Origin of the sequence: Pseudomonas sp. NFX1, assembly GCF_051123555.1 — a bacterium.
GTDB lineage: Bacteria > Pseudomonadota > Gammaproteobacteria > Pseudomonadales > Pseudomonadaceae > Aquipseudomonas > Aquipseudomonas capeferrum.
Map to the genome: position 1 here is coordinate 2,334,827 of NZ_CP169366.1, position 22,256 is coordinate 2,357,082.

The 22,256-nt window shown below is 66.7% G+C and carries 15 protein-coding genes; 8 read left to right on the plus strand and 7 right to left on the minus strand.

Going from position 1 to position 22,256, the window contains the following annotated elements:
- Positions 1-9 precede the first annotated feature (9 nt).
- The 7 genes from DJ563_RS10165 to DJ563_RS10195 all read right to left on the minus strand — a co-directional run bounded on the left by DJ563_RS10165 (position 10) and on the right by DJ563_RS10195 (position 8,336).
- Positions 10-1,794 (minus strand): dipeptide ABC transporter ATP-binding protein, encoded by a 1,785-nt coding sequence (locus DJ563_RS10165; protein ID WP_434519421.1) that lies wholly within the window; start codon positions 1,792-1,794, stop codon positions 10-12.
- Entirely contained in the window at positions 1,791-2,618 is an 828-nt protein-coding gene (locus tag DJ563_RS10170) for an ABC transporter permease (RefSeq protein ID WP_274099740.1), read from the minus strand. Before DJ563_RS10170 ends, DJ563_RS10165 begins: the two co-directional genes overlap by 4 nt.
- Entirely contained in the window at positions 2,611-3,690 is a 1,080-nt protein-coding gene (locus tag DJ563_RS10175) for an ABC transporter permease (RefSeq protein ID WP_434519422.1), read from the minus strand. Before DJ563_RS10175 ends, DJ563_RS10170 begins: the two co-directional genes overlap by 8 nt.
- A complete protein-coding gene (locus DJ563_RS10180; RefSeq protein ID WP_434519423.1) occupies positions 3,683-5,260 on the minus strand; it encodes an ABC transporter substrate-binding protein in 1,578 nt (525 codons plus the stop codon). The genes DJ563_RS10175 and DJ563_RS10180 overlap by 8 nt, the downstream gene beginning before the upstream one ends.
- A 10-nt stretch (positions 5,261-5,270) precedes the next feature.
- Positions 5,271-6,458, minus strand: coding sequence for an LLM class flavin-dependent oxidoreductase (locus DJ563_RS10185; protein ID WP_434519424.1), 1,188 nt, complete (start codon positions 6,456-6,458; stop codon positions 5,271-5,273).
- Positions 6,459-6,521: 63 nt separating this feature from the next.
- The gene (locus DJ563_RS10190; protein ID WP_033697159.1) at positions 6,522-7,253 is read right to left on the minus strand and encodes a class II aldolase/adducin family protein; all 732 of its coding nucleotides are present in this window, start codon (positions 7,251-7,253) and stop codon (positions 6,522-6,524) included.
- 27 nt (positions 7,254-7,280) lie between these two features.
- Complete coding sequence (locus DJ563_RS10195) at positions 7,281-8,336, minus strand: ABC transporter substrate-binding protein (protein ID WP_274099744.1); 1,056 nt, start codon at positions 8,334-8,336, stop codon at positions 7,281-7,283.
- A gap of 356 nt (positions 8,337-8,692) precedes the next feature.
- Between DJ563_RS10195 and DJ563_RS10200 the strand changes: the two genes are divergently transcribed.
- The 8 genes from DJ563_RS10200 (at position 8,693) to DJ563_RS10235 (ending at position 22,198) form a co-directional block, all read left to right on the plus strand.
- On the plus strand, positions 8,693-9,925 hold the full coding sequence (locus tag DJ563_RS10200; protein ID WP_047583974.1) for an acyl-CoA dehydrogenase family protein: 1,233 nt from the start codon (positions 8,693-8,695) through the stop codon (positions 9,923-9,925).
- An 88-nt stretch (positions 9,926-10,013) separates the two neighbouring features.
- On the plus strand, positions 10,014-11,789 hold the full coding sequence (locus DJ563_RS10205) for an ABC transporter ATP-binding protein (protein ID WP_274099746.1): 1,776 nt from the start codon (positions 10,014-10,016) through the stop codon (positions 11,787-11,789).
- Positions 11,782-13,629 carry an ABC transporter ATP-binding protein gene (locus DJ563_RS10210; protein ID WP_434519425.1) on the plus strand — a complete coding sequence of 616 codons (1,848 nt, stop codon included), beginning with the start codon at positions 11,782-11,784 and terminating at the stop codon, positions 13,627-13,629. The genes DJ563_RS10205 and DJ563_RS10210 overlap by 8 nt, the downstream gene beginning before the upstream one ends.
- 311 nt (positions 13,630-13,940) lie before the next feature.
- The gene (locus DJ563_RS10215) at positions 13,941-15,092 is read left to right on the plus strand and encodes an LLM class flavin-dependent oxidoreductase (protein ID WP_434519426.1); all 1,152 of its coding nucleotides are present in this window, start codon (positions 13,941-13,943) and stop codon (positions 15,090-15,092) included.
- A gap of 19 nt (positions 15,093-15,111) precedes the next feature.
- Positions 15,112-16,176 (plus strand): ABC transporter substrate-binding protein, encoded by a 1,065-nt coding sequence (locus DJ563_RS10220; protein ID WP_434519427.1) that lies wholly within the window; start codon positions 15,112-15,114, stop codon positions 16,174-16,176.
- Positions 16,173-17,231, plus strand: coding sequence for an ABC transporter substrate-binding protein (locus DJ563_RS10225; RefSeq protein ID WP_274099750.1), 1,059 nt, complete (start codon positions 16,173-16,175; stop codon positions 17,229-17,231). The genes DJ563_RS10220 and DJ563_RS10225 overlap by 4 nt, the downstream gene beginning before the upstream one ends.
- Before the next feature lie 204 nt (positions 17,232-17,435).
- The gene (locus tag DJ563_RS10230) at positions 17,436-19,679 is read left to right on the plus strand and encodes a TonB-dependent receptor (protein WP_274100382.1); all 2,244 of its coding nucleotides are present in this window, start codon (positions 17,436-17,438) and stop codon (positions 19,677-19,679) included.
- 71 nt (positions 19,680-19,750) lie between these two features.
- Positions 19,751-22,198: a TonB-dependent receptor plug domain-containing protein gene (locus tag DJ563_RS10235; RefSeq protein ID WP_434519428.1), complete on the plus strand. Its 2,448-nt coding sequence runs from the start codon at positions 19,751-19,753 to the stop codon at positions 22,196-22,198.
- Positions 22,199-22,256 lie beyond the last annotated feature (58 nt).

The following is a 22,256-nucleotide window of genomic DNA, read 5'->3' on the forward strand; positions in this document are numbered from 1 at the left end:
GCCATGCCCCTACCCCCCCAAATGCAACCGAGGCGAATGCGCCACCAACGTTCGGGTGTAATCATCAACCGGCCACCCAAGCACCTGCTCCACAGCCCCCTCCTCCACCACCCGCCCCCGCCGCAACACCAGCACCCGATCAGCAATCGCCCGCACCACCCCAAGGTCATGGGTCACAAACAACACCGTCAGCCCCTCCCCCTGCAACCCCCGCAGCAGCGCCAGAATCGACGCCTGCACCGACACATCCAGCGCCGAGGTGATCTCATCGCAAACCAACAACCGCGGCTCACAGATCAGCGCACGGGCAATCGCCACGCGCTGCCGCTCGCCACCCGACAAACTCTGCGGGTACAGGCCTGCCACACGCGCCGGCAGCGACACCCGCGCCAGCACCGCCTCGACCCGGCGATGCGCCTCATCACCGCGTACACCAAAAAAATGCGCCAACGGCGCGCTGAGGGTTTGCGCGATCGTCTGGCGTGGGTTCAAGGCCCGGTAAGGGTTCTGAAACACATACTGGATCTGGTGACGCCGCCGCGCATCACGCTGACGCGCCGCAAACGCCAACGGCTCGCCGCCATAGCGCAGCTGGCCCTGCACGTTCTCGGCCAACCCGGCGATGGCCCTGGCCAGGCTGGTCTTGCCCGAGCCGGACTCGCCCACCAGCGCCAGGCACTCGCCTGGTGCCACCTGCAAAGACACATCGAACAGCACCTGGCGGTCGTACGCCACATCCAGCCCCTGGACCTCCAGCAACGCACCTTCACCCGGCGCCGTAACCGCCTCGAGAGCGACGTCGCCAAGGGGCAATACCTCACGGTGCGGCACCAGGCAGGCGACCTGATGACCCGCGTCGAGCGCCGACAGCGAAGGTTCTATCACCGCACACTCGGCACGCCGCCGGGCACAGCGCGGGGCGAAGGCACAGCCCGCAGGCCGCTGTCCCGGTGCCGGCGCGTGCCCGGCGATGGCTTGCAGCGGCTGACGCTTGGCAATGTCAGGGATCGCCGCGAGCAAGGCGCGGGTGTAGGGGTGCGCCGGGGCGCTGAACAGCCTCTCGCGGCCCGTCACTTCAACCAGCCGGCCGGCATACATCACCATCACCCGGTCGACCAGGTCACGTACCACGGCCAGGTCGTGGGTCACGTACAGCGCCGCCACGCCTTGGCCTCGGCACAGGCGCTTGAGGGTGTCCAGCACATGCGCCTGGGTGCTGACGTCCAGCGCCGTGGTGGGCTCGTCGAGCACGATCAGCCTGGGCCGCAGCACAAACGCCAGCGCCAGCATCACCCGCTGTTGCTGCCCACCGGACAACTGGTGGGGGAAACGCCGCAGGAAGGCCGCATCATCCGGCAAGCCGACATCGACCAGGGTCTCCTGGATACGCTGCTGCACTGCATCGCCCGGCAATTTCGGCAAATGCGCCCGCACGGTTTCGCGCAGCAATGCGCCAATGCGCAGGGCCGGGTTCAGCGCGGTGGCCGGGTCCTGGGCGACGTAGCCGACCAACCCGCCGCGCGCCAGGCGCAGGGCCTCGCCCTCGAGTTCGAGCACCGCCTGCCCGGCCACCGCAATGTGCCCACCGGTAATCCGCGCACCCTGCCGCGCATGGCGCAACAAGGCGGTGGCCAGGGTGGTCTTGCCCGAACCGGACTCGCCCACCAGCCCAACGATTTCACCCGCTGCCAGGCTGAACGAGACATCGGCCAGCACATCCACCTGCCCGGCCAGTTCCACCCGCAGGTCACTGACCTGCAACACGTCGCTGGCAATCTTCACCGCCGCCGTCATGGCTGCTTCTCCCCGATACGTGCACTGACCCGGCCGATACCCTCGGCCAGGATATTGGTGCCATAGGCGAACACGGCAATCAGCAGTGCCGGCGCCAGCACCGCCCAGGGCTGGACCAGCAGGCCGGCCTGGTTTTCGTTGATCATCAGGCCCCAATCGGCCGCAGGCGGCGCTACGCCGTAGCCCAGGAAGCTCAAGCCCGAGAGCATGCCCACCGCCCAGGTCAACATGTTGCCGAAGTGCACCAGCAGCGGCGTAAGAATGTTCGGCAGGATTTCGTTGAACAGGATGCGCCAGCGGGAGTAGCCCATCATCTGCGCGGCCTCGACAAACTCCTGGCCTGCCACCGCCACCGCACTGCCACGCGCAAGGCGGATGACCCCGGGGGTGAAGGCGATGGCCACGGTCAGCACAATCAGCCACGGTGCACGGCCAAGCATCGATACGATCAGCAGCACCAGGATCAGGTCCGGGAAGGCCAACGAGACATCCGCCGCCCAACTGATCGCCTGGTCCAGCCGACGGCGCGAGAACCCGGCCAACAGGCCCAGGCTGCCCCCGACCAGCAACGCCAGGGTGGCCGCCGCCACCGACATCCACAGCACCGACACGCCGCCGCTGAGCAGGCGTGACAGCAAGTCGTGGCCAAGAAAATCATGCCCCAACGGCGCACCGGCAGTCGGCGGGCCGTACACCGGCCCGACCATGGCCGTGGGGGCATGGGGCGCGAGCCAGGGGCCAAGTACAGCCACCAGCACTACCCACGAGGTAATCACGGCGCCGCGCCGCACCTGCGGGTCGGCCAGCCAGCGTGCGTCAGTCATGAGTAGCCTCCTGGGCAGGTGTGCTGCGTGCGCGCCGCCACCAGGGGCGGATGCCGCGCCGGTTACGGCGGATCATCTTGACCCGGCGCGCGGTGCGCAATTTGGGGGTGAGCAGAACGGTGAGCAGATCCGCCAGCAGGTTGATCAGCACCACGGCCAGGGTGATGACCAACACCACGCCCTGGATCATCGGCAAGTCGCGCATCTGGATCGCCGCATTGAGGGCGGTGCCGATACCGGGGTAGCTGAAGATCACCTCAGCCAGCAGCGCGCCGCCGACCAGTGTGCGCAGGGTCAGCGCCACGCCCTGGATCGCCGGGGTCAGGGCGTTGGGCAAGGTATGGCGCCAGACGATAAGCCGCTCCGGTATGCCGCGCAGGCGGGCGGCAACCACATAATCGGACTCCAGCGCCTCGATCATCGAGGCACGCACCATCCGCGTCAGGTACGGCAGCGCCGACAAACTCAGGGCAACCACCGGCAGCACCAGCGACGGCAGCTGCCGCCACAGGGGCAGTTGCGGGTCAAGGATCGACACCGCCGGTAGCCAACCCATGCCAGGCATGGAAAACAGCAGCACCAGGCCGATGGCCAGCAGAAAGCTCGGCGTGGCCTTCAACAGGATCAATGCCGACAGGCCCCAGCGGTCCAGCGGCCGATCACGCCGCAAGGCCAGGCTCACGCCGAGGGTGAGTGCCAGCGGCACCACCAGCGCCAGCACGCCGGCCAGCAGTGCCAGGGTATGGCCAAGACGACCGAACAGCAGCTGCGCCACGGGCACCTGCGAGTCCAGCGAAATACCCAGGTCACCGCGCAGCGCCGCGCCCATCCAACGCAGGTACTGGACCAGGATCGGCTGATCGAGGCCCAGTTGCCGCTGCAAGGTCAGGATGCTTTGCAGCGGCGCATCGGGGCCAAGAATGACCCGCGCCGGGTCCGAGGGCAGCGCCTGGGTGGCGATGAACACCACCAGGCTGATGACCCACGCGGTCAGCAGGCCGTAGCCCAGACGGCCTATGAACCAGGCCAGCCAGGCCGGCGTACGTGGGGAGCGGTGAGCGTGATCAGGCATGGTTCAACCAGAGTTCATCGAAGCGCCAGGAGGCGAAAGTGGTCTGTTCCGGGGCAAGCCCACCCACCTTGGCGGACGCCGCATCGAGCACGTCGGAAAAGCCCCAGATCAACAGGCCGCCGCGTTCGTGCTGGATCACCTGGGCCTCGTGCACCAGCGCTTTACGCCGCTCAAGATCCGGTTGGGCCAGGGCCTGGTGGAACAGTTCGGTAAAGCGAGGGTCATGGAAGTTGCTGCGGTTGTAGATGGCCTGCGGGGCATCGTTGTGCAACGCCGAGGCGAGGAAGCCGCGGGCCGGCGTAGAGCCCGGCGACAGCTGCCACTGCTCGCGCTGCGGGCCGTTGAATACCGAGCCATCGACCTGGTTGACCTTGACCTGAACGCCCGCCTTCTGTGCTTGCTGGGCAAACACCAGGGCGGCATTCACGCCGGGGCCTGGCGTGGTGGTCAGCTCGACGCGCAAGTCGTCCTGCCCGGCCTGGCGCAGCAGCGAACGGGCCTGATCGAGGTCGTAGGGGCGCTGGGCGAGCGCATGGTTGTAGGTCGGGTCGTGGGGCGAGTACAGGTCGTTGGCGATGCGGCCGAAGCCATTGAGCCCGCGCGCTACCAGTTCCTGGCGGTCGGCGAGCAGGCGCAATGCCTGGCGCACGCGCACATCCTGGAAGGGTGCCTTGGCCAGGTTCAGGTTGAAGCCGGTGAACGACGTGCTGGGCGAGGCGTACAGGCGCAGGCGCGGGTCGGCCTTGAGCAAGGCGCTGTGTTCGGCCTGCACCCCGCTGGCCACGTCCACTTGCCCGGCACGCAAGGCGGCGGCCCGCGAGACCTGGTCCTTGAATTCGATGATTTCCAGCTCATCGGCATAGGGGCGGTTGGGCTTGTAGTAGTTTTCGAAGCGGGTGTAGAGCGAGCGCTGCCCGGGGATGAAGCTTTTCAGCTTGTAAGGCCCCGCCCCGACCGGGTTGGTCACTGGGTGGTAGTCGGTGGGCACGATGCCGCCGAAGCTGATCAGCGTTTCATCCAGCGGGTAGAAACTCTGCCCGTGTTTGAAGCGGATTTCGAGGGTGCGAGGGTCGACTTTGCGCAGCGCCTGGCGGTCGATGGCACCGACCAGCCCGGCAAACGGCGACGCCAACTGCGGGTCGGTCAGGCGCAGGATCGAGAACAGCATGTCGTCGGCCGTGATGCTCTTGCCATGGTGGAACTCCAGCCCCGGCTTGATGCGGATGGTCCAGGCGCTCGCATCGGCATTCGGTTCGGCGAATTCGGCCAGGGCCAGGCGCGTGCTGACATCCGGGTTCCACTCCCAGAACTTGGCATACAGCGCCCAGCCGCGGATGATCCCGCCGCCCACCGGTTTGTGAGCATCGAGGTTGCCGGCCTGGTCACCGTCGATGATGCCCACGCGCAAACGCCCACCGTGCACCGGCGTGGCCGCCAATGCGGCGGCGCCAGCCGTTGCCGCAGGCGCGCCGCCGTCGCAGCCGCTGAGCAGCCCGCCACCGAGCAGCAAGCCTCCCCCCACGGCCAGGCTGTTGCCGAGAAACACCCGGCGCGAAAACAGCTCACTCATCACCCTCTCCTTACGCCGGTTGCGCCACGGTCGGTTTGGCCTGGGCGCCGAGGCGTGGCACGTCGAAACCATGGTCCAGGTCGAGCAGCGGGAACAGCAGGTCTGCCACCCGGTGGGCTTCGTCGATCAGCGGGAAGCCCGACAGGATGAACGCCGAGGTGCCCTGGGCTTCGTACTCGCGGATCCGCGCGGCCACCTGTTCGGCGCTGCCAACCAGGTAGGTGCCGGCAGCCGGGCCCAGCAGGTTGAAACCGAACAGGCTGGGGCCCAGCCAGACGTTGGGGTGGATCTCCAGCTCACGGGCGGTGGGCAGGCGCCCGGCGCGAATGCTGTCGAGGTTGCGCTGGATGCGCGGGTCGTCGCTGACGTAGCTGTCCAGGGTCTGCCCCGCCGGCAGCTGGCGCTCGATGGCCGCCCGGGCGGTGGCCAGCGAGGTGCGCTGCAGCAGCCGCTCGGCATGGGCCCAGGCTTCTTCTTCGGTCTCGCGCACGATGATTTGCAGGCGCGTGCCATAGGTCAGCTCGCGGCCGATTTTTGCGGCTTCTGCCGCCACCCGGCGGAACTTGTCGCCGAGTTTTTGCGGGGTATCGGCGAAGCTCAGGTAGACGTCGAGCAACTGCACCGAATGGGCTACGCCCGGCGCTGAAGTGCCTGCGCCCCACAGCGGGATGCCAGGTTTCTGCCTAGGGGGGTGCCAGCCGCCCAGCGGGTGGCTGGCCGCCGCTGGCGCACGTGGCGAGAGCTTGACGTAGCGCCCGTGGTAGCCCGCGGTTTCGCCGGCGTAGAAGCCCTGGAACACTCGCCAGTATTCCAGGCTGAAGTCGTAGCGTTCATCGTGCGGGTAATGTACGCCCAGTGTGGCCAGGCCTGCGTCGTTGCCATTGACCACATTGAACAGCAGGCGGCCGTTGGAGAACTGGTCGAAAGTGAGTGCCCACTTGGCCAGTACCGCAGGTGACAGTTCGCCTGGGTGCTGGGCGACCAGGAAGCGCAGCCGCGATGTGGCATCGATCAGGGCGGCCGACACTGCGAGGCTTTCGTTGGGGCTGGAGCCGAGCAGCGAGCCGTAGAAGCCCAGGCGATCAGCCGCGATGGCCAGTTGCTTGAGGTGCTCGAAATCGGTGTTCCAGCGGCCTTCTGGCTCCCAGGGATAGGGGCCGTCGGGGGTGGTGAGGTACCAGAGAATTTTTACTGCCATGGGGCTGTTCCTTGAGCGGGTGAGTAGGCCTTGGGGGGCTGCTATGCAGCCCCAGCTATCGCATCAGCTACGCCGATCAATGCCTGGCACCAGCCCCAGTTCGGTTGCGCGCTCATACAACCCACTCATCTTCCACTGCTGGGTCAGCACCCCAGGGCCATAGGGCCGCGAGCCGCCCAGTGCATCAGCCAGCAACTGAATCTGCGCGCCCTCCTCCAGCAACAAGATGAACTCGGCCGTTGCCCGCAGCCCCTGCTTGCCCCACACGGTGGAGCCGCCGTTGGCTTCCAGAATGGCCAGGTTGAACGGGTTTTCGGCAATCTTGTCGAGGATGAAGTCCACCTCGGCCTGACGCCGGTCGATGTACACCGGCAACTCCCTGGCCAGCTGGTAGCGCTGCACCGGCACATAGTGGAACGGCAAGGTGCGGTGGGTCTGGGCCCAGGCGCCGAGGTAAGGGCTGTGCACATGCGAGACCGTGGTGATGTCAGGGTGCGTGTGGAACAGTTTGGTGTAGCGGCCCAGGCCGCCTTTGCCCTTGCCGACGATGACGTTGCCAGAGAAGTCGGTCACGGTGGCCTGCAGCGGCTTGCGGTGGTTCCAGGGGCCGCCGTAGTTCACCGACACCAGCAGCTCTTCACCGGGCACGCGCTCGATGAAACCGACCGTGCCATTGGCGGTGATGGTGTTGGTCTCGCGGAACACGGTAAACGCAGCTTCGGCTTCAGCCACCACCTGGTCGATGAAGGCTTGCAGTTCGGCAGTGACGGGGCGTTCGTTGATCAGTACGGTCATGTTCAATCTCCGGTTGCTAGTGCAAGGTCAGGCGCGGCGCTGGGCCAGCAGTTCATGGGCAGCTTGCAGGGGCCTTGGGTCGACCCAGTCGGCGATGTTGAAATCGGCTTCCAGGAAGCCATGCAGGTACAGAAAGTCTTTTTGCCTGCCGAGGAAGGCCAGGCGTTGCTCGGACAGGTCCGGCGCCAAGGTGGTGTGGAAGGCGCCGCGGTAGGCGTCGGCCACACCCTGGCTACCGGCGCGGGTTTCGTCTTCGAGGAAGCGGTTCAGTGCCTCGCGGTTGCCCGCGGCCCACTCGGCAGCGCGCAAGGTCTGGGCGAGGAAGCGCGCGACCAGGTCGAAATGGTTGTCGAGCAGGCTCTGGTGAACGGTGATCGGCCTGGGCGTACCGTTGTTGATGCGGTGGCGCGGGTCAGGCAGCAGGTCGAGGTCGACGCCCACCACCAGGCCCAGGCGCCGCGCCGCATCGGCAGCTGCCGCGCCCTTCACGTAGACGGCGTCGACTTCGCCGCGCACCAGGTAATCAAGGCCAGACCACAGGCGCTGCAGGCCCAGTTGCGGGGTAGCGGCGCTGGCCTGGTCGAGCAGCGCCACTTCCACCAGTTGCACGTCATCGAGCTGCAGGCTGGCCGAGGCCAGGGCGCCTTTGTAACCCTGCAGGCTCATGGCGCGGGCAATGCTGCCGGGGCGGCTGTCGCCCCAGGCCGGCAGGGCCAGGCGCTTGCCGCGCAGGTCGGCGGCGCTGCGGATGCCTGCGTCGGGGCGCACCAGGATGGTCTGCCATTCTTCGATCCAGGTCAGGCCGATCAGCCGGCTTGGCGAACCGGCGGCACGGGCGGCCAGTGCCGGCACGTTACCGCCTTCGCGAAACAGCCCTGGCAGCTGGTGATCGTAATGGTGGTGGCCGAGCTGACGGGCCTCTTGCAGGGTCGAGACCGGCAAACCGTCACGGGCGAACTCTTCGTCCAGCCAGCCAAGCTTGTAGGCAATGCCCGAGGCGGTGGGCACAGGGCAGCGGGTGAACCAGATGCGGTCCAGGGCGGTAGGGTCGTCGGTATGCGTTGCGGCAGTAGCACGTGTCATGGGGTGGCTCCTTGGGCGTCGTGAAAGCCCCATTGCAGCGTGCGTGCCAACCGCTGGAGGCCTTGATTTACGCGGAGCTCGTAGTCGCTCGCAGGCCCTGGCTGCTGGGCACGGAGCAGGATTGCGGGCGGGCTGCTGCCAGACCAGCAGGGGCACTGCTGCTGGGGCAGCAAAAGCTGGCGAGGGCCACGTGGAATGGGGCCTGGCGAGGGGTGGCAAAGATATTGCTCAAGGGCATTTGACCGCGGTGTCGCCATCCGCAGGTAAACCGCCTCCACAGGGGCCGTGCACGCCCTGCAGGGGCGGTTTACCCGCGCAGCAGGCGCACTGGCCCCTCAAGCAACCGAGACCTTTCCATGAGCGCCATAGAACCCAGCCCCACCCACCGCTTGACCAGCGAGGCCGAAGCCATCGCTGCTGCCCGCGAGGTCGCCGCACAGATCGCGGTACTCGCCGCCGACCCGGCCAACAACGGCCAACTGCCGCGCCGCCAGGCCGAACTGCTGTCCAGCAGCGGCCTCACCGCCATTGGCGTACCGGCCGAGTTCGGCGGCCTGGGTGCCTCGGTGCAAACCCTCGTCGAAACCGTGCGCCTGATCTCCATTGCCGATGGCGGCGTCGGCCAGTTGCTGCAGATTCACAACGTGATGCTGCGCGGCATTTTCACCGGCTACGCCAGCGAAGTACGTGACCGCCTGATCGCCGACGTGCTGGCCGGCAAGCGCTTTGGCAATGCCCTGGCCGAGGTCGGCGGCAAGAACAAGTTCGCCCTCAAGACCCGCGTCGAGCGCCGCGCCGATGGCAAGCTGGTGCTCAATGGCAGCAAATTCTACTCCACCGGTTCATACCTCGCCGACTGGATTTCGCTGACCGCCGCCAGCGAGGACGGCGGCGTTGGTGTCCTGCTGCACCGCGACACTCCCGGGCTGACCCTGGTCGACGACTGGCAGGCCTTCGGCCAGCAGAACTCGGTGAGCGGCACGGTGAACTTCGACGAAATCGTGCTCGACGAGCGCTACCTGTCGCGGCGTAGCGGCCCGATGAAGCGCACCGGCCTGACCTTCCCGCAGATTCTCCACGCGGCCATCGACACCGGCATCGCGGCCGGCGCGCTGCAGGCGGGCGTCGACTACCTGCGCGAGCATGCGCGGGCCTGGGTGGAAAGTGGCGTCGAGCGCGCCAGCGACGAGCCGCATGTCATTCGCCAGATAGGCGAGTACGCGGTGGCCCTGCGCGGGGCCGAGTCAGTGCTGCGTGATGCTGCGCGGGTGTTCGACGCGCATGAGCGTGACCCGGAGGACAAGGCCCTGCAGGACGAGCTGATTCTCTCGGTGGCGACTGCCCGTGCGCATTCCGATGGCGCGTCGCTGAAGATCGCCAGCGACCTGTTTTCGCTGCTGGGGGCCAGTGCTTCGTTGAGCAAGTGGAACCTTGACCGATTCTGGCGAAACGCGCGGGTGCATACCACCCATGACCCGATTCGCTGGCGGCTGCACAACGTGGGTAACTATTACCTCAACGGTGCCGATCCGGGGGAGTACACCGCTGTGCTCAATGCCAAGGAAGCGCAGGGCGCGACGCGCCGTTGAGCTTATGAACCCGGGGGGCGCTTTGCGCCCCCATCGCGACGCAAGGCCGCTCCTACAGGGGCCGTGTCGCTTTTGATCGAGCCTTTTCATGAACCATCCGCTTCTTCGTGCCTTGGCCATTTATCGTGAAATGCCCTGGCGCTTTGCGCTTGTCACCACGTTGTACATCGCTGGCAACCTTGGCCTGGTCTGGCAGCAATGGCTGATCGGCCACGCCGTGGACGATGTCAGCGCCGGCCGTGCCGTGGTGCGCCTGGCTGATGGCGGCCTGGACGCCGCCGTGGCCTGGCACTGGCTGTGGCTGCTGCTGGCCATCGCGCTGGGCCGTGGCCTGCTGCAGTACGCGGCAGCGGTGCTGTCGCTGGTGCTCAGCCAGGCCCTGCTGACGCGCCTGCGTGAACGTATCCTGACCCAGGTGCAGCGCCTGCACCTGGGCTACCACTGGCGCCACGGCATGGGTGAGTTGGTCACCCGCACCACCCGCGACGCCGACAAGGTGCGCGATGCGCTGATCACCTTCTGGCGGCAGATCATCGAAACACCCCTGGTGGTGATGGCGGCCGTGGGGCTGCTGAGTGGGTACGACCCGCTGCTCGGCCTGGTGCCACTGTTGCTGACCGGGGCCGGGCTGTGGCTGTTCGTCGTGCAGACCGATCGCCTGGTCAGCCTTGACCGAGCGGTAGGCGCCGCCTACGACCAGGTCAGCCAGGACCTGGCCGAAGGCATCGGTGGTGTACGGGTGATCAAGGCATTCGGCCTGGAGGGCCAGCGCATCGAGCGTTTCGCCAGCCAAGTGAACGTGTTCACCGGCCACGCACGGGCAGCCCTGGCCTACGCCAGCTCGCGCATTCCGCTGCCACAGGCGGTGGTGGCACTGGGGCATGTGTGGATCCTGGTGTACGGCGCCCATTGTGTGGCAGCGGGTACGCTGGGCATCGGCGAGCTGGTCACCTCGCTGCTGGTGGCCACCACGCTGGTGTTCCGTATCGAAGGCATCGGCCGGGTCATGCAGACCTTCGCCGACGCCCGTGCCAGTGCCGAACGTATCTGGCAGTTGCTGGACGAGCGCCCGGCGATCGTCGGCGGCCAAGCCACCCTGCCCCTGGGGCCGCTGGGGCTGAAACTGGCCCAGGTACGGGTCGGTGCGCCAGCGGGTGAGCGCGACATCCTGCATGACTGTTCGCTGACCCTGGAGCCCGGCGAGGTGGTGGCACTGGTCGGCGCCACGGGCACCGGCAAGAGCCTGCTGGCCAGCCTGCTGCCGCGCCTGGCCGACGTGCAGGGCGGCGCTGTGCTGGTCGGCAGTGACGCTGCAGGTTGGCACGATGTGCGTGAACTCGACCTGGCCGATTTGCGCCGGCGTGTGCAGGTACTGCCACAAGAAAGCTTTCTGTTCTCCGACAGCCTGGCCGCCAACCTGCGCCTGGCGGCCCCGCAGGCCAGCCCTGCACAACTGCGCGAAGGGCTGCGCCTGGCGGCGGCAGAGGACGTACTCGAACGCCTGCCCCACGGCCTCGACACCCCGCTGGGCGACCGCGGCGTGACCCTCTCCGGCGGCCAGCGCCAGCGCCTGTGCCTGGCTCGCGCACTGCTCGGCGCGCCCGACATCCTCTGCCTGGACGACGCCACCAGCGCGCTGGACGCCCTGGGCGAGCGCCAGGTGCTGCACAACATCCGCCGCCTGCGCGGCAGCACAGGCCAGGGGCCGACCTTGCTGCTGATCACCAGCCGCCTTTCGACCCTGCTGTTGGCCGACCGCGTGCTGATGCTGGAAAACGGCCGCATCAGCGCCAGTGGCAGCCATGCCGAGCTGAGCGCGAACAATGCCCACTACCGCGACCTGCTGGGGATCGACCATGACTGATACGCGCAACAAGACCCCCAGCGACATCGAGATCGAACAACATCTGGCGCGCCAGGCCTTGGACCGTGGCATGTTCCACCGCCTGCTACCGCTGCTGCGGCCGATCCGCCGACAGATCCTGGCAGTGATCGGCATCGAACTGCTGCTGGTGTTCACGGTGTTTCTGCGGCCCTGGTTCGTGCGCGAGCTGCTCGACAAGGGCCTGGTACCCAGCGCCGATCACTGGTTGCTGGACGAACGCCTGGTGCTGTGGCTGGGCTTGGGCCTGGCGGCCAGCTGGCTGGGGCGCTTCCTGCTGGCGGGGGTGTCGCAGTTCATTGCCGGGCGGGCGGCGATCCGCGTGCTCAACGACCTGCGGGTGAAGGTATTCGCCCATGTGCAGGCGCTGTCGGTGAGCTACTTCGACCAGACGCGCGCCGGGCGCATCATCTCGCGCGCCGATCGTGATGTGGATGCCCTGGAGCCGCTGCTGGTGCAAGGCCCGCCGGAGCTGCTCGGTGCTCTGCTGCGCTGCGGCCTGGCAGCGGTGATGCTGTGGCGTATCGAGCCAAGCTTCTTCTACAGCCTGGCCGCCACGGTGCCGCTGCTGGCCCTGGCTACCTGGCGTTTCAAACGGGTTTCGCAACGCAACTGGGCCAAGGTCGCCGAACAGCGCAGCCGTTTCACCGCCCACCTGGTCGAGAGCGTGAGCGGGGTGCGGCTGATTCAGCAGTGCGGCCAGGAACAGACCAACCAGGCGCGCTACCGGCGCCTGCTGGAGGACTTCAACCAGGCACTGATACACGGCAGCCTGCGCGCCGGCTGGTTTGCGCCGTTCACCGCACTGCTGAGCACGGCCGGCATGGCGGTGTTGCTGCTGGTCGGCGGCCATGGCCTGGCCGAAGGCAAGGTCAGCGTCGGCCAGGTGGCCGAGAGCCTGTTCTATGTGTTCCTGTTCTTGGGGCCGCTGCAAGAGCTGTCGGACCTGTTCGAACGCTACGCTACCGGCAGTGCCTCGGCGCAGCGGATCTTCCTGCTGCTCGACACCCGGCCACAGGTCCTTGACCCACCCTCGCCCCGCCCGCTGGCCAGGGCACGCGGCCAGGTGGACTTCGAACACGTGGGTTTTGCCTATGCGCCGAACAGCCCGCGCCGGGTGATCGACGGGCTCGACCTGCACATCCGCGCCGGCGAAGTGCTGGCCATCGTCGGCCCGTCCGGGCATGGCAAGAGCACCCTGGTGCAGTTGCTGACGCGGTTCTACGAGGTGCAAAGCGGCGCCGTGAAACTGGACGGCATCGACTTGCGCGAACTGGCCCAGCATGACCTGCGGCGCAACGTCGGTGTGGTGTTGCAGGACAACGTGCTGTTCAGCGGCAGCATCCTCGACAACCTGCGCCTTGCCGCCCCCGGTGCCGACGCTGCACGGCTGGAAGCGGCAGCCCGCGAGCTGGGGGCCGATGAGGTGCTCGAACGGCTGCCCCAGGGTTACCACACCGAAGTCGGCCCGCTGGGCGCGCACCTCAGCCACGGCCAGCGCCAGCTGGTGTGCCTGGTGCGCGCCTACCTGGCCGACCCGGCGGTGCTGGTGCTGGACGAAGCCACTTCAGCGGTGGATGTGCATACCGAACGGCGCATCCAGCAAGCCCTGCGCCGGCTGTGCCAGGGCCGCACGGCGATCATCATTGCCCATCGGCTGGCGACCATCCGCGATGCCGACCGCATTGCCGTGGTCCGGCATGGGCAGGTGGTGGAGCACGGCGCGCATGCAGAGCTGATGGAGCGTGGGGGGGCTTATGCGGCGCTGTATGAGGCGTATTTGCGCAGTGCCGGGGAGGTTGTTGCAGGTGCGCAAGCGTGATGTAGCGGCTGGCATGCCTTGGGATTTTTAGCGCCAGGGAGATCGAGCGCCGCGCGGGCGGCGCTCGATCTCCCTGGCGCTAAAAATCCAAAGCCATGCGACCTGGCTTCCCCATGACCTCAAATGCCCCTGCACTTCGCAGGCTCTCTCATGCTGCTCCCCCAGCATCCACTGCTTACCGATTGCTGCCACAGCAGCACCCGGCCCTCTGCCCCCTGCGCAAACCCCTGCCCCATAAGGCTGCAGCCGTGCATGGCACAGCCGTTGCACCTGCCTCCCCATCCGCACAACCGCCCCCCTCAGGAGCCCCCATGACCACCGAATTCTTCTGGCGCCTGCCCCTGGGCACCGATGGCCCGCAGTTGTCCACCGACCGCCACAACCGTGGCAACCCCCACCACCGCCCCGGCAACATCGCCCCCGGTCGCCTGCCCAATGGCGAAAACGACGGTTTCACCTACATCGACTACATCGCCCAGGTGGCCAAGGCCGCTGAACTGGCGGGCTTCGAGGGGGCCTTGCTGCCCACCGGCCCCGAGCCGTGGATCGCCGCCGCCGCGCTGGCCCGCGAAACCCGCCGCATACGCTTTCTGATCGCGTTCCAGGCCACCTGGACCCTCCCCGCCTATGCCGCGCAACAGGCCGCCATCCTGCAGAACCTGAGCGGCGGCAGGCTGGACTGGAACATCATCACCGGCGGCAACCCGGCCAGCCAGCGGGCCAACGGCGACTTCCTCGAACACGACTTGCGCTACAAGCGCACCGGCGAATTCCTCGATGTGATCCAGGGCCTGTGGCAGCAGGACACGTTCTCCTACGAAGGCGACATCTATCGCCTGGAACACGGCAGCCTGCCAGCGGGCCTGCAACACGAACGCAAGCCGGGCGTGTACTTCTCCGGGTTTTCCGATGCCGCGCTGGAGGTGGCTGCGCGCCACGCCGATGTGTACCTGAACTGGGCCGAGCCGATCGACAAGCTCAAACCCCATATCGAGCGGGTCAGCGAGCTGGCCGACAAACAAGGGCGCACGGTGCGCTTCGGCCTGCGCGTCGACCTGTTCGCCCGCGAGACCGAAGAGCAGGCCTGGCGTGAACTGCGCCAGCAGTTCGAGCGCCTGGAAGGCAAGGCCAGCGCCTCGGCCAAGGGCTTCGTCAGCGGCTCCGACTCGGTCGGCGGCGCACGCCAGGCGGCCTACCACCAACACCTGCAAGGGTTCGACGAGTTGGTCCTGGCACGCAACCTGTGGGCCGGTTTCGCCAAGGCCAAACCCGGCCCGACCGTGGGCCTGGTGGGTAGCCACCAGCACATCGCCGAGCGCCTGGCCGAATACCGTGATGCCGGTTTCAGCACCTTCATCCTGGCCGCCAACCCGCACCTGGAAGAGGCCTTGCGCATTGGCCAGGAAGTGCTGCCACTGGTGCAGCAGACTGCGGCCACCACCCCCTTGAAGGCCAGCGCCTGAAGCCGACCGGAGCATGCACATGAGCAACCCCCTCGACACCCTGTGGTATACCCGCTGCCCAGTGCCCACCGGCCTGGGCATCGCCGTGCAGCAAGGCTGGCTGCAGGACGACCTGGCCAGCCTCGGCACCCAGGTGCAGTCGCTGCGCGAGGCCGACCAGCAGGCGGTGCGCGAATCGCACTTCGACCACAGCCTGCGCAACTCGGTGCGCCACGGTGGCAGCATTCCGGCGATCTGGGCCCGTGCCCAAGGGCGGGACACACGCGTGATCGGGCTGTCCTGGGCCGATGAGGCGCAGTTGATCCTGACCCGCCCAGACAGTGGCATCCACACGGTCAAAGACCTCAAGGGGCGCCGCTTCGGCCTGCCCGACTGGGCCTCGGCGCAGATCGACTTCACCCGCGCCCAGGCCTTGCGTGGGCTGGAAAACGCCCTGAAGCTCGAAGGCCTGCAAGTGGGCGACGTGGCGTTGGTCAACTACCACTACGACGGTACCTTCAGCGACCGCCCGGTGCGCAATGTGGCCGGTACACCGGTATCCAGCAGCCAAAGCGAAGGCCGCAACCTGGAGCTGGCCGGGCTGCTGCGCGGCGAGGTCGATGCCATCTTCCTCAAGGGCGCCAGCGCCGTGCAACTGGCCCATGCCTTTGCCTTGCACACGGTGATCGACACCGGCAGCCACCCCGACCCGCTGATCCGCAGCAACAACGGCACGCCGCGTACCCTGGCGGTGGACAGCCACCTGCTGGCGCAGCACCCGCAGGTGGTGCGCACCTTGCTGTCGTCAGTACTGCGCGCCGAGCGCTGGGCCCATCAGCACCCCGACGAAACCCGCCGCTACCTGGCCCGGGAAACCAACAGCAGCGAATACTGGGTCACGGTCGCTTACGGCGCCGATGCCCACTTGCGTCTGAGCACCCGGCTGGAGGAGCAGGCCATCGACGCCCTGCAAGATTTTGTCGAATTTCTCAAACGCTGGCGCTTCATCCCGAACCGTTTCGAGGTACGCGACTGGATCGACCGCCAACCGCTGGACCACTTGCTGGCACCCACTCCCCTGGACAGGAAGCCCGTTACACCATGACCAAGCCACTGGAAACTCTCTGGTACACCCACAGCCCTGTGCCCACCGGGCTCGGCATTGCCGTGCAATCCGGGCGCCTGGCCGAAGCTTTTGCGCCGTTCGGCACCAACATCCAGTCGTTGCGCGAGTCCAGCGAACGGGAGGTGCGCGAAGCCCACTACGACCATCACCTGCAGAACTCCGTGCGCCACGGTGGCAACATCCCGGCGATCTGGGCCTATGCCAGCGGGGTCGAAACCCGGGTGCTGGGGCTGTCGTGGAGCGACGAGGTGCAGCTGATTCTGACCACCGAAGAAAGCGGTGTGCGCAGTATCCGCGACCTGAAAAACCGCCGCTTCGGCCTGCCCAAGTGGGCCAACGTGCAGATCGACTTCACCCGCGCGCAGGCCCTGCGCGGGCTGGAGAACGCGCTCAAGCTCGAAGGCCTGAGCGTGGCTGATGTCGATCTGGTCGACTACCCCTACGGCGGCACCTACAGCGACGATGCCAAGCAGCACCTGTACGGCGCCGAAGTGAGCCTGGACACCAGCCGCTTCAGCCGGCGCAACAATGAGCTGATCGGCCTGCTGCGCGGCGACATCGACGCGATCTTCCTCAAAGGCGCCCACGCGGTGCACCTGGCCCACGAGTTCGGCCTGCGGGTGGTGGTCGACACCGGCAGCCACCCCGACCCGTTGATCCGCAGCAACAACGGTACGCCGCGCACCTTGACCGTGGACAGGCACCTGCTGGAAGAGCACTTCGATGCCAGCCGCACACTGGTCGACACCGTGCTGCGCACCGAGCAGTGGGCCTGGGCCAACCCGGAGGAGACCCGGCGTTTTCTGGCGCGCGAACTGAACACCAGCGAGTACTGGGTAGCGGCGGCTTACGGTGATGATGCCCACCGGCGCTTGCGCACGACGCTGGATGGGCGTTCGATCGACGCGTTGCAGGACTTTACCGAGTTCTTGTTCAGGTGGGGGTTCATACCGCGCCGGTTCGATGTGCGCGAATGGATCGACTTCAGGGTATTGGAGAGTGTGATCGGCTCGACTTCGCGGTTGGCGGTGTGATTGCAGGGGGGCCGCTTGGCTGCCCCAGCATTCCTGATGAGCAGCTGCTGCCCCAGCAGCACCCGCCAAGCAGCCCACTGCTGCCAGATCGGCAACATCCTACAAATCAAATCAAATAGCCCTTATTAATCAATAGCTTATCAACCTGGCACAGTCCCTGCTCTAGCTCTCCCCAACAACGCTTTACATACGGGGAGATTCACCATGCACCAGCGCCATCCACTAGCCCGCCAGATCAGCCTTGCACTGCTGCTGGCCGGCACCGGCGGCCAAGCCGTCGCCGCCGGCGAAGACACCAAGGCCGAGCCAGCCCTGGAAACCGTCACCGTCACCGCCCAGCATCGCGAGCAGACCCTGCAGGAAGTGCCCGTCGCGGTGTCGGCGATCAAGGGCACCAGCATCACCGCCGATGGCGTGCGCTCGATGGGCGACATCACCACCTTCGTGCCCAACGCCTCGGCCAAGAACCCCGACGGCGATGGCCGCCCGCGCTGGTACATCCGCGGCCTGGGCACCGGTGATACCGGTGCGGCGACGGTCTTCCCGGTGGGCATCTACGCCGACGACGTCTACCTCAATGCACCGATCGCCGGGGGCGGCCCACTGTTCGACCTTGAGCGCATCGAGATCCTGCGCGGGCCGCAGGGAACCCTGTATGGCAAGAACACCACCGCCGGTGCGGTCAATGTCATCTCGAAAAAGCCGGCCTTCGACACCGACGGCTACGGCACCCTCGGCTTCGGCAGCAAGAACGAGCGCATTGTCACCGGTGCCATCGGTGGCGCGCTGGTGGACGAAAAGCTGGCCGGGCGGGTATCGCTGTATTCCGAAGAACGCGATGGCTTCCAGAACAACGATTTCGACGGCAACACCTATGGCGACGTGAACAAAAAGGCGATCCGCCTGCAGTTCCTCGCCCAGCTCAACCCCGACCTGGACGCCCTGCTCAAGCTGCACAGCCGCCAGTTCAAGGGCGACGGCAGCAACGGCTCGCTGCCGGTGGGCCGTTATTACAACGTCGGCTACGAGCGCCCCAATGGCCGCGATATCTCGCTCAACGTCAACGAGGACTACCGCCTCGACCACGACGGCGCGTCACTGACCTTCAACTGGTACCTGGGCGACTACACCCTGACCTCGATCAGTGCCTACGACTACATCCGCAACCGCTCCACCAGCGACGCCGACTACACCCCCTATGAAGTCAACGGCGCGGCAATCACTGACAATAGCTACCGCCAGTGGTCCCAGGAGCTGCGCCTGGCTTCGCCGGAAGACCGCCCGCTGCACTGGCTGGCGGGCGCCCACTACTTCCATGAAGACCTGGACAGCTCGGCCCAGCGCATCGTCACCCCAGGCCCGACGCCCAACGGCACCGGCTCGAACCAGGTCGGCACCACTGCGTTGCGCGACCTGGGCTATGACCACCGCACCGACAGCTACGCGCTGTTCGGCAACCTGACCTACGACTTCACCGATGATTTCAGCGTCACCGGCGGCCTGCGCTGGACCCAGGAGAAGAAGGACATCGACCTGGACCTGGTGCAACTGACCCGCGCCACGGCCAACGGCCCGCTGATCCCGCTGGGTGGCGTGGGCAGCAACGGCAACCGCCAGGAAGACAAGACCTGGGAAGCCTGGACCTACGACCTGACCCCCGAGTACCGCATCAACGACAACCTGCGGGTGTTCTTCCGCTACGCCCATGGCTTCCGCTCCGGCGGCTTCAACACCGGGCTGTCGACCAGCCTTGCGCAGTTGACCACGGTCGACCCGGAAGAGCTGGATGCCTACGAGCTTGGCCTGAAGTCCGAGTGGTTCGACCGCCGTCTGACGGTCAACGCCAACGTCTTCTACTACGACTACTCGGACATCCAGGTGAACCTGCTGACAGTCAACAATGGTGTACTCACCACCGCCTTGACCAACGGTGCCAAAGGTACGGTCAAAGGTGCCGAGCTTGAGATCGAAGGCCAACCGACCGACCGCCTGCACCTGCGCGCGGCGGTGTCGTTCCTCGACACCGAGTACACCGACTTCAAGAACACCAACCCCACCACGGGCGCGGTGACCGGTGACTACAGCGGCAACAGTTTCGTGCGCTCGCCACGCAACGTGGTGTCGCTGGGTGCCGACTACACCATCCCGCTGCAGGTCGGCGGCAAGCTGGTGGCCGGCGGCGACGTGAGTTTCCGCGACAAGGAATACTTCCTCGCCGACCGCCAGAGCAGCGCGGACGAGACCCTCAGCCAGCCGCACTACACCCTGGCCAACGCCCGCCTGACCTGGTTCAGCCCTGATGACAAGTTGAGCGTGAGCGGCTTCGTCAACAACCTCACCGACCGCCGCTACCAGGTGCATGGCCGGCCAAATGGCACTGCCGGGCAGTACGTGATCACCTACGGCGACCCGCGCACGGTCGGGCTGAGTGTCACCAGCCGGTTCTGATTTTTCTCACAAAGGGGCCGCTGCGCGGCCCATCGCGACGCAAGGCAACAACGCCTACTAAGGATATCCCCATGCCCCACTACACCCCCTTGGCCAGCGCCATCGCCCTGGCCATCGGCAGCCTTGCCGTGCCCGCATTCGCCGCCGAACCCGCCGCCAACCTCGACACCGTGGTCGTGGTCGGCACCCACCGCAGCGACGTCACTGCCCTGCAAAGCGCCGCGCCGGTCGACGTCCTCAGCGGCGAGAAACTGCAGGAAACCGGCGCCAGCGACCTGTCTGCCGCGCTCACCGCCTTGTCACCGTCGTTCAGCTTCCCGCAGTCGCCACAGGGCGCATTCGCCGGTTCCATCGCCCAGGGCGCCTCGTTGCGCGGCCTGGCCTCCGACCAGGTGCTGGTACTGGTCAACGGCAAACGCCGCCACACCAGCGCCAACGTCACCCGCCAAGGCCTGGTCAACGCCCGCGGTGCCGCAGCGGTGGACCTCAGCCTGATCCCGCTGTCAGCCATCGAACGGGTGGAGATCCTGCGCGATGGCGCTGCTGCCCAGTATGGTTCGGACGCCATCGCCGGGGTGATCAACATCGTGCTCAAGGAGCGCGATGACGGCGGCAACGCCGGCTACCGCTTCGGCGGCTACAACAAGGGCGACGGCCTGCAGCGCAAGCTCAGCGGCTGGAAAGGCTTTGCCCTGCCCAACGACGGCTTCCTGACCCTGGCCTTCGACGCCGGCAGCCAGGACCCGGCCAGCGATACCCGTGACGACAACCGCTTGTTCTACCCCGGCTCGACCAGCATCGACACCCCGCGCGAGCAGAACAACCGCTACCGCAACTGGCGCTGGGGCTCGGGCAACGTTTCCGACCAGTACAACTTCACCGCCAACGCCGAGATGGGCCTCACCGAGGGCCTCAGCGCCTACGGCTTCGCTACCTACGCGCACAAGAACACCGACGCCGAGAACTTCTTCGACCCGCCCACCACCCTGCGCAACAACTATGGCAGCGTGGCCCTGGCGCGCTACCCCGACGGCCGTCTGCCGGTGACCCGTTATGGCCTGGAAGACTACGCCGTCACCGGCGGCCTGCGCTTCGAAGACGAAACCCTGGGCCACTTCGACCTGGCGCTGAACTACGGCAATAACCGCGTCGACTCTACCGACCGCGACGCGATCAACCCCAGCTGGGGCAACGCCAGCCCATCGACCCTCTATACCGGCCGCCGCGAGGCCGACCAGACCAACCTGACCCTGGACTGGACCCGCGACTTCGCCAACGACTGGTTGTTCAAGCCACTGACCGTTTCGGCAGGGCTGGCCTGGCGTCAGGAAAACTACGACCTGACGGCAGGTGATGCAGCCGGCTGGTCCAACGGGCCGCTGTTCAACACCCTGGACCCAGTCACTGGCAGACGGATTCCGGGCTATTACTCAGGCATCACCCAGGTCGATGCCGTGTCGCTCGACCGCCGGGTGATCGGTGCTTACTTCGATGTCGAAGCCCAGTTGACCGAGAAATTCCAGGCTGGCGTCGCGGTGCGCAGCGAGCATTATTCGGACTTTGGCGACACCACCAACGGCAAGCTGTCGCTGCGCTATGACTTCACCCCGCAAATTGCTGCCAGGGCCAGCGCCAGCACCGGCTACCGCGCACCGTCGCTGGTGCAGAGCGGGCTGTCGTCGTTCAGTGTGCAGGTGGTCGAGCAGCCGCCGGGCAGTGGCAACTGGGTCGAGGTGCAACAACGCACCCTGCGCGCCGACAGCCCGGAGGCAGCGTTGCTGGGCGGCAAGTCGCTCAAGCCCGAGGAGTCGACCAACTTCTCCGTAGGCTTGGTCTGGCGCCCGCTGCCGAATGCCTCGGTCACGCTCGATGCCTACCGCATCGACATCGACAACCGCATCACCCTGTCCGACCAGTTGCCGGCCTCGGTAGTCGGCCCGATCTTCGCGGGTACGCCCTACGCCAACATCCAGAGCGCAGCGTTCTACAGCAACATCGCCGACACCCGCACCGACGGGTTCGAACTGGCCGGCCACTACCAACTGGACGTGGGCCGCTGGGGGCACCTGGACTTCAATGGCGGCTATGCACGCAACAATACCCGCATCACCGGGCTGGACGATGTTGGCAGCATCCCCGGCAACCAGATCATCGGCCGCAACACCCAGGGCCTGATCGAGGACGGTACGCCCAAAGACAAGCTGACCTTGAGCGCCAACTGGCTGTACGACGGCTTGAGCGTCACCGTGGCGCAGCGACGCTATGGCGAGTGGCAGAGCCGCAACGCCGCCAACCCGACGCTGGACCAGACCTTCGGCGCGCAATGGGTGACCGACCTGGATGTGTCGTACCGCTTTGACCTGGGCCTGACCTTGTCGGCGGGCGCGATCAACCTGTTCGACAGCCACCCGGACAAGCTGGAAGGCGCGCAGCTGTATGGGGTGCCGAAGTATTCCATCACCAGCCCCGAGGGCGCGCAGGGGGCGTTCTACTACACAAGCGTCAGTTACGACTTCTGATCCTCGTGGGCGCGGGTTCACCCGCGAAGACCCCCTGTTGCTGGCAGCCTGCTGCTGG

What these genes read in the sequence shown, in the direction of transcription:
- DJ563_RS10200 (WP_047583974.1), top strand. Translation starts at nt 8,693, where the DNA reads ATGAGCGCCATAGAACCCAGCCCCACCCACCGCTTGACCAGCGAGGCC.
- DJ563_RS10215 (WP_434519426.1), top strand. Translation starts at nt 13,941, where the DNA reads ATGACCACCGAATTCTTCTGGCGCCTGCCCCTGGGCACCGATGGCCCG.
- DJ563_RS10195 (WP_274099744.1), bottom strand. Translation starts at nt 8,336, where the DNA reads ATGACACGTGCTACTGCCGCAACGCATACCGACGACCCTACCGCCCTG.
- DJ563_RS10190 (WP_033697159.1), bottom strand. Translation starts at nt 7,253, where the DNA reads ATGACCGTACTGATCAACGAACGCCCCGTCACTGCCGAACTGCAAGCC.
- DJ563_RS10180 (WP_434519423.1), bottom strand. Translation starts at nt 5,260, where the DNA reads ATGAGTGAGCTGTTTTCGCGCCGGGTGTTTCTCGGCAACAGCCTGGCC.
- DJ563_RS10230 (WP_274100382.1), top strand. Translation starts at nt 17,436, where the DNA reads ATGCACCAGCGCCATCCACTAGCCCGCCAGATCAGCCTTGCACTGCTG.
- DJ563_RS10225 (WP_274099750.1), top strand. Translation starts at nt 16,173, where the DNA reads ATGACCAAGCCACTGGAAACTCTCTGGTACACCCACAGCCCTGTGCCC.
- DJ563_RS10235 (WP_434519428.1), top strand. Translation starts at nt 19,751, where the DNA reads ATGCCCCACTACACCCCCTTGGCCAGCGCCATCGCCCTGGCCATCGGC.
- DJ563_RS10210 (WP_434519425.1), top strand. Translation starts at nt 11,782, where the DNA reads ATGACTGATACGCGCAACAAGACCCCCAGCGACATCGAGATCGAACAA.
- DJ563_RS10175 (WP_434519422.1), bottom strand. Translation starts at nt 3,690, where the DNA reads ATGCCTGATCACGCTCACCGCTCCCCACGTACGCCGGCCTGGCTGGCC.
- DJ563_RS10220 (WP_434519427.1), top strand. Translation starts at nt 15,112, where the DNA reads ATGAGCAACCCCCTCGACACCCTGTGGTATACCCGCTGCCCAGTGCCC.
- DJ563_RS10170 (WP_274099740.1), bottom strand. Translation starts at nt 2,618, where the DNA reads ATGACTGACGCACGCTGGCTGGCCGACCCGCAGGTGCGGCGCGGCGCC.
- DJ563_RS10185 (WP_434519424.1), bottom strand. Translation starts at nt 6,458, where the DNA reads ATGGCAGTAAAAATTCTCTGGTACCTCACCACCCCCGACGGCCCCTAT.
- DJ563_RS10205 (WP_274099746.1), top strand. Translation starts at nt 10,014, where the DNA reads ATGAACCATCCGCTTCTTCGTGCCTTGGCCATTTATCGTGAAATGCCC.
- DJ563_RS10165 (WP_434519421.1), bottom strand. Translation starts at nt 1,794, where the DNA reads ATGACGGCGGCGGTGAAGATTGCCAGCGACGTGTTGCAGGTCAGTGAC.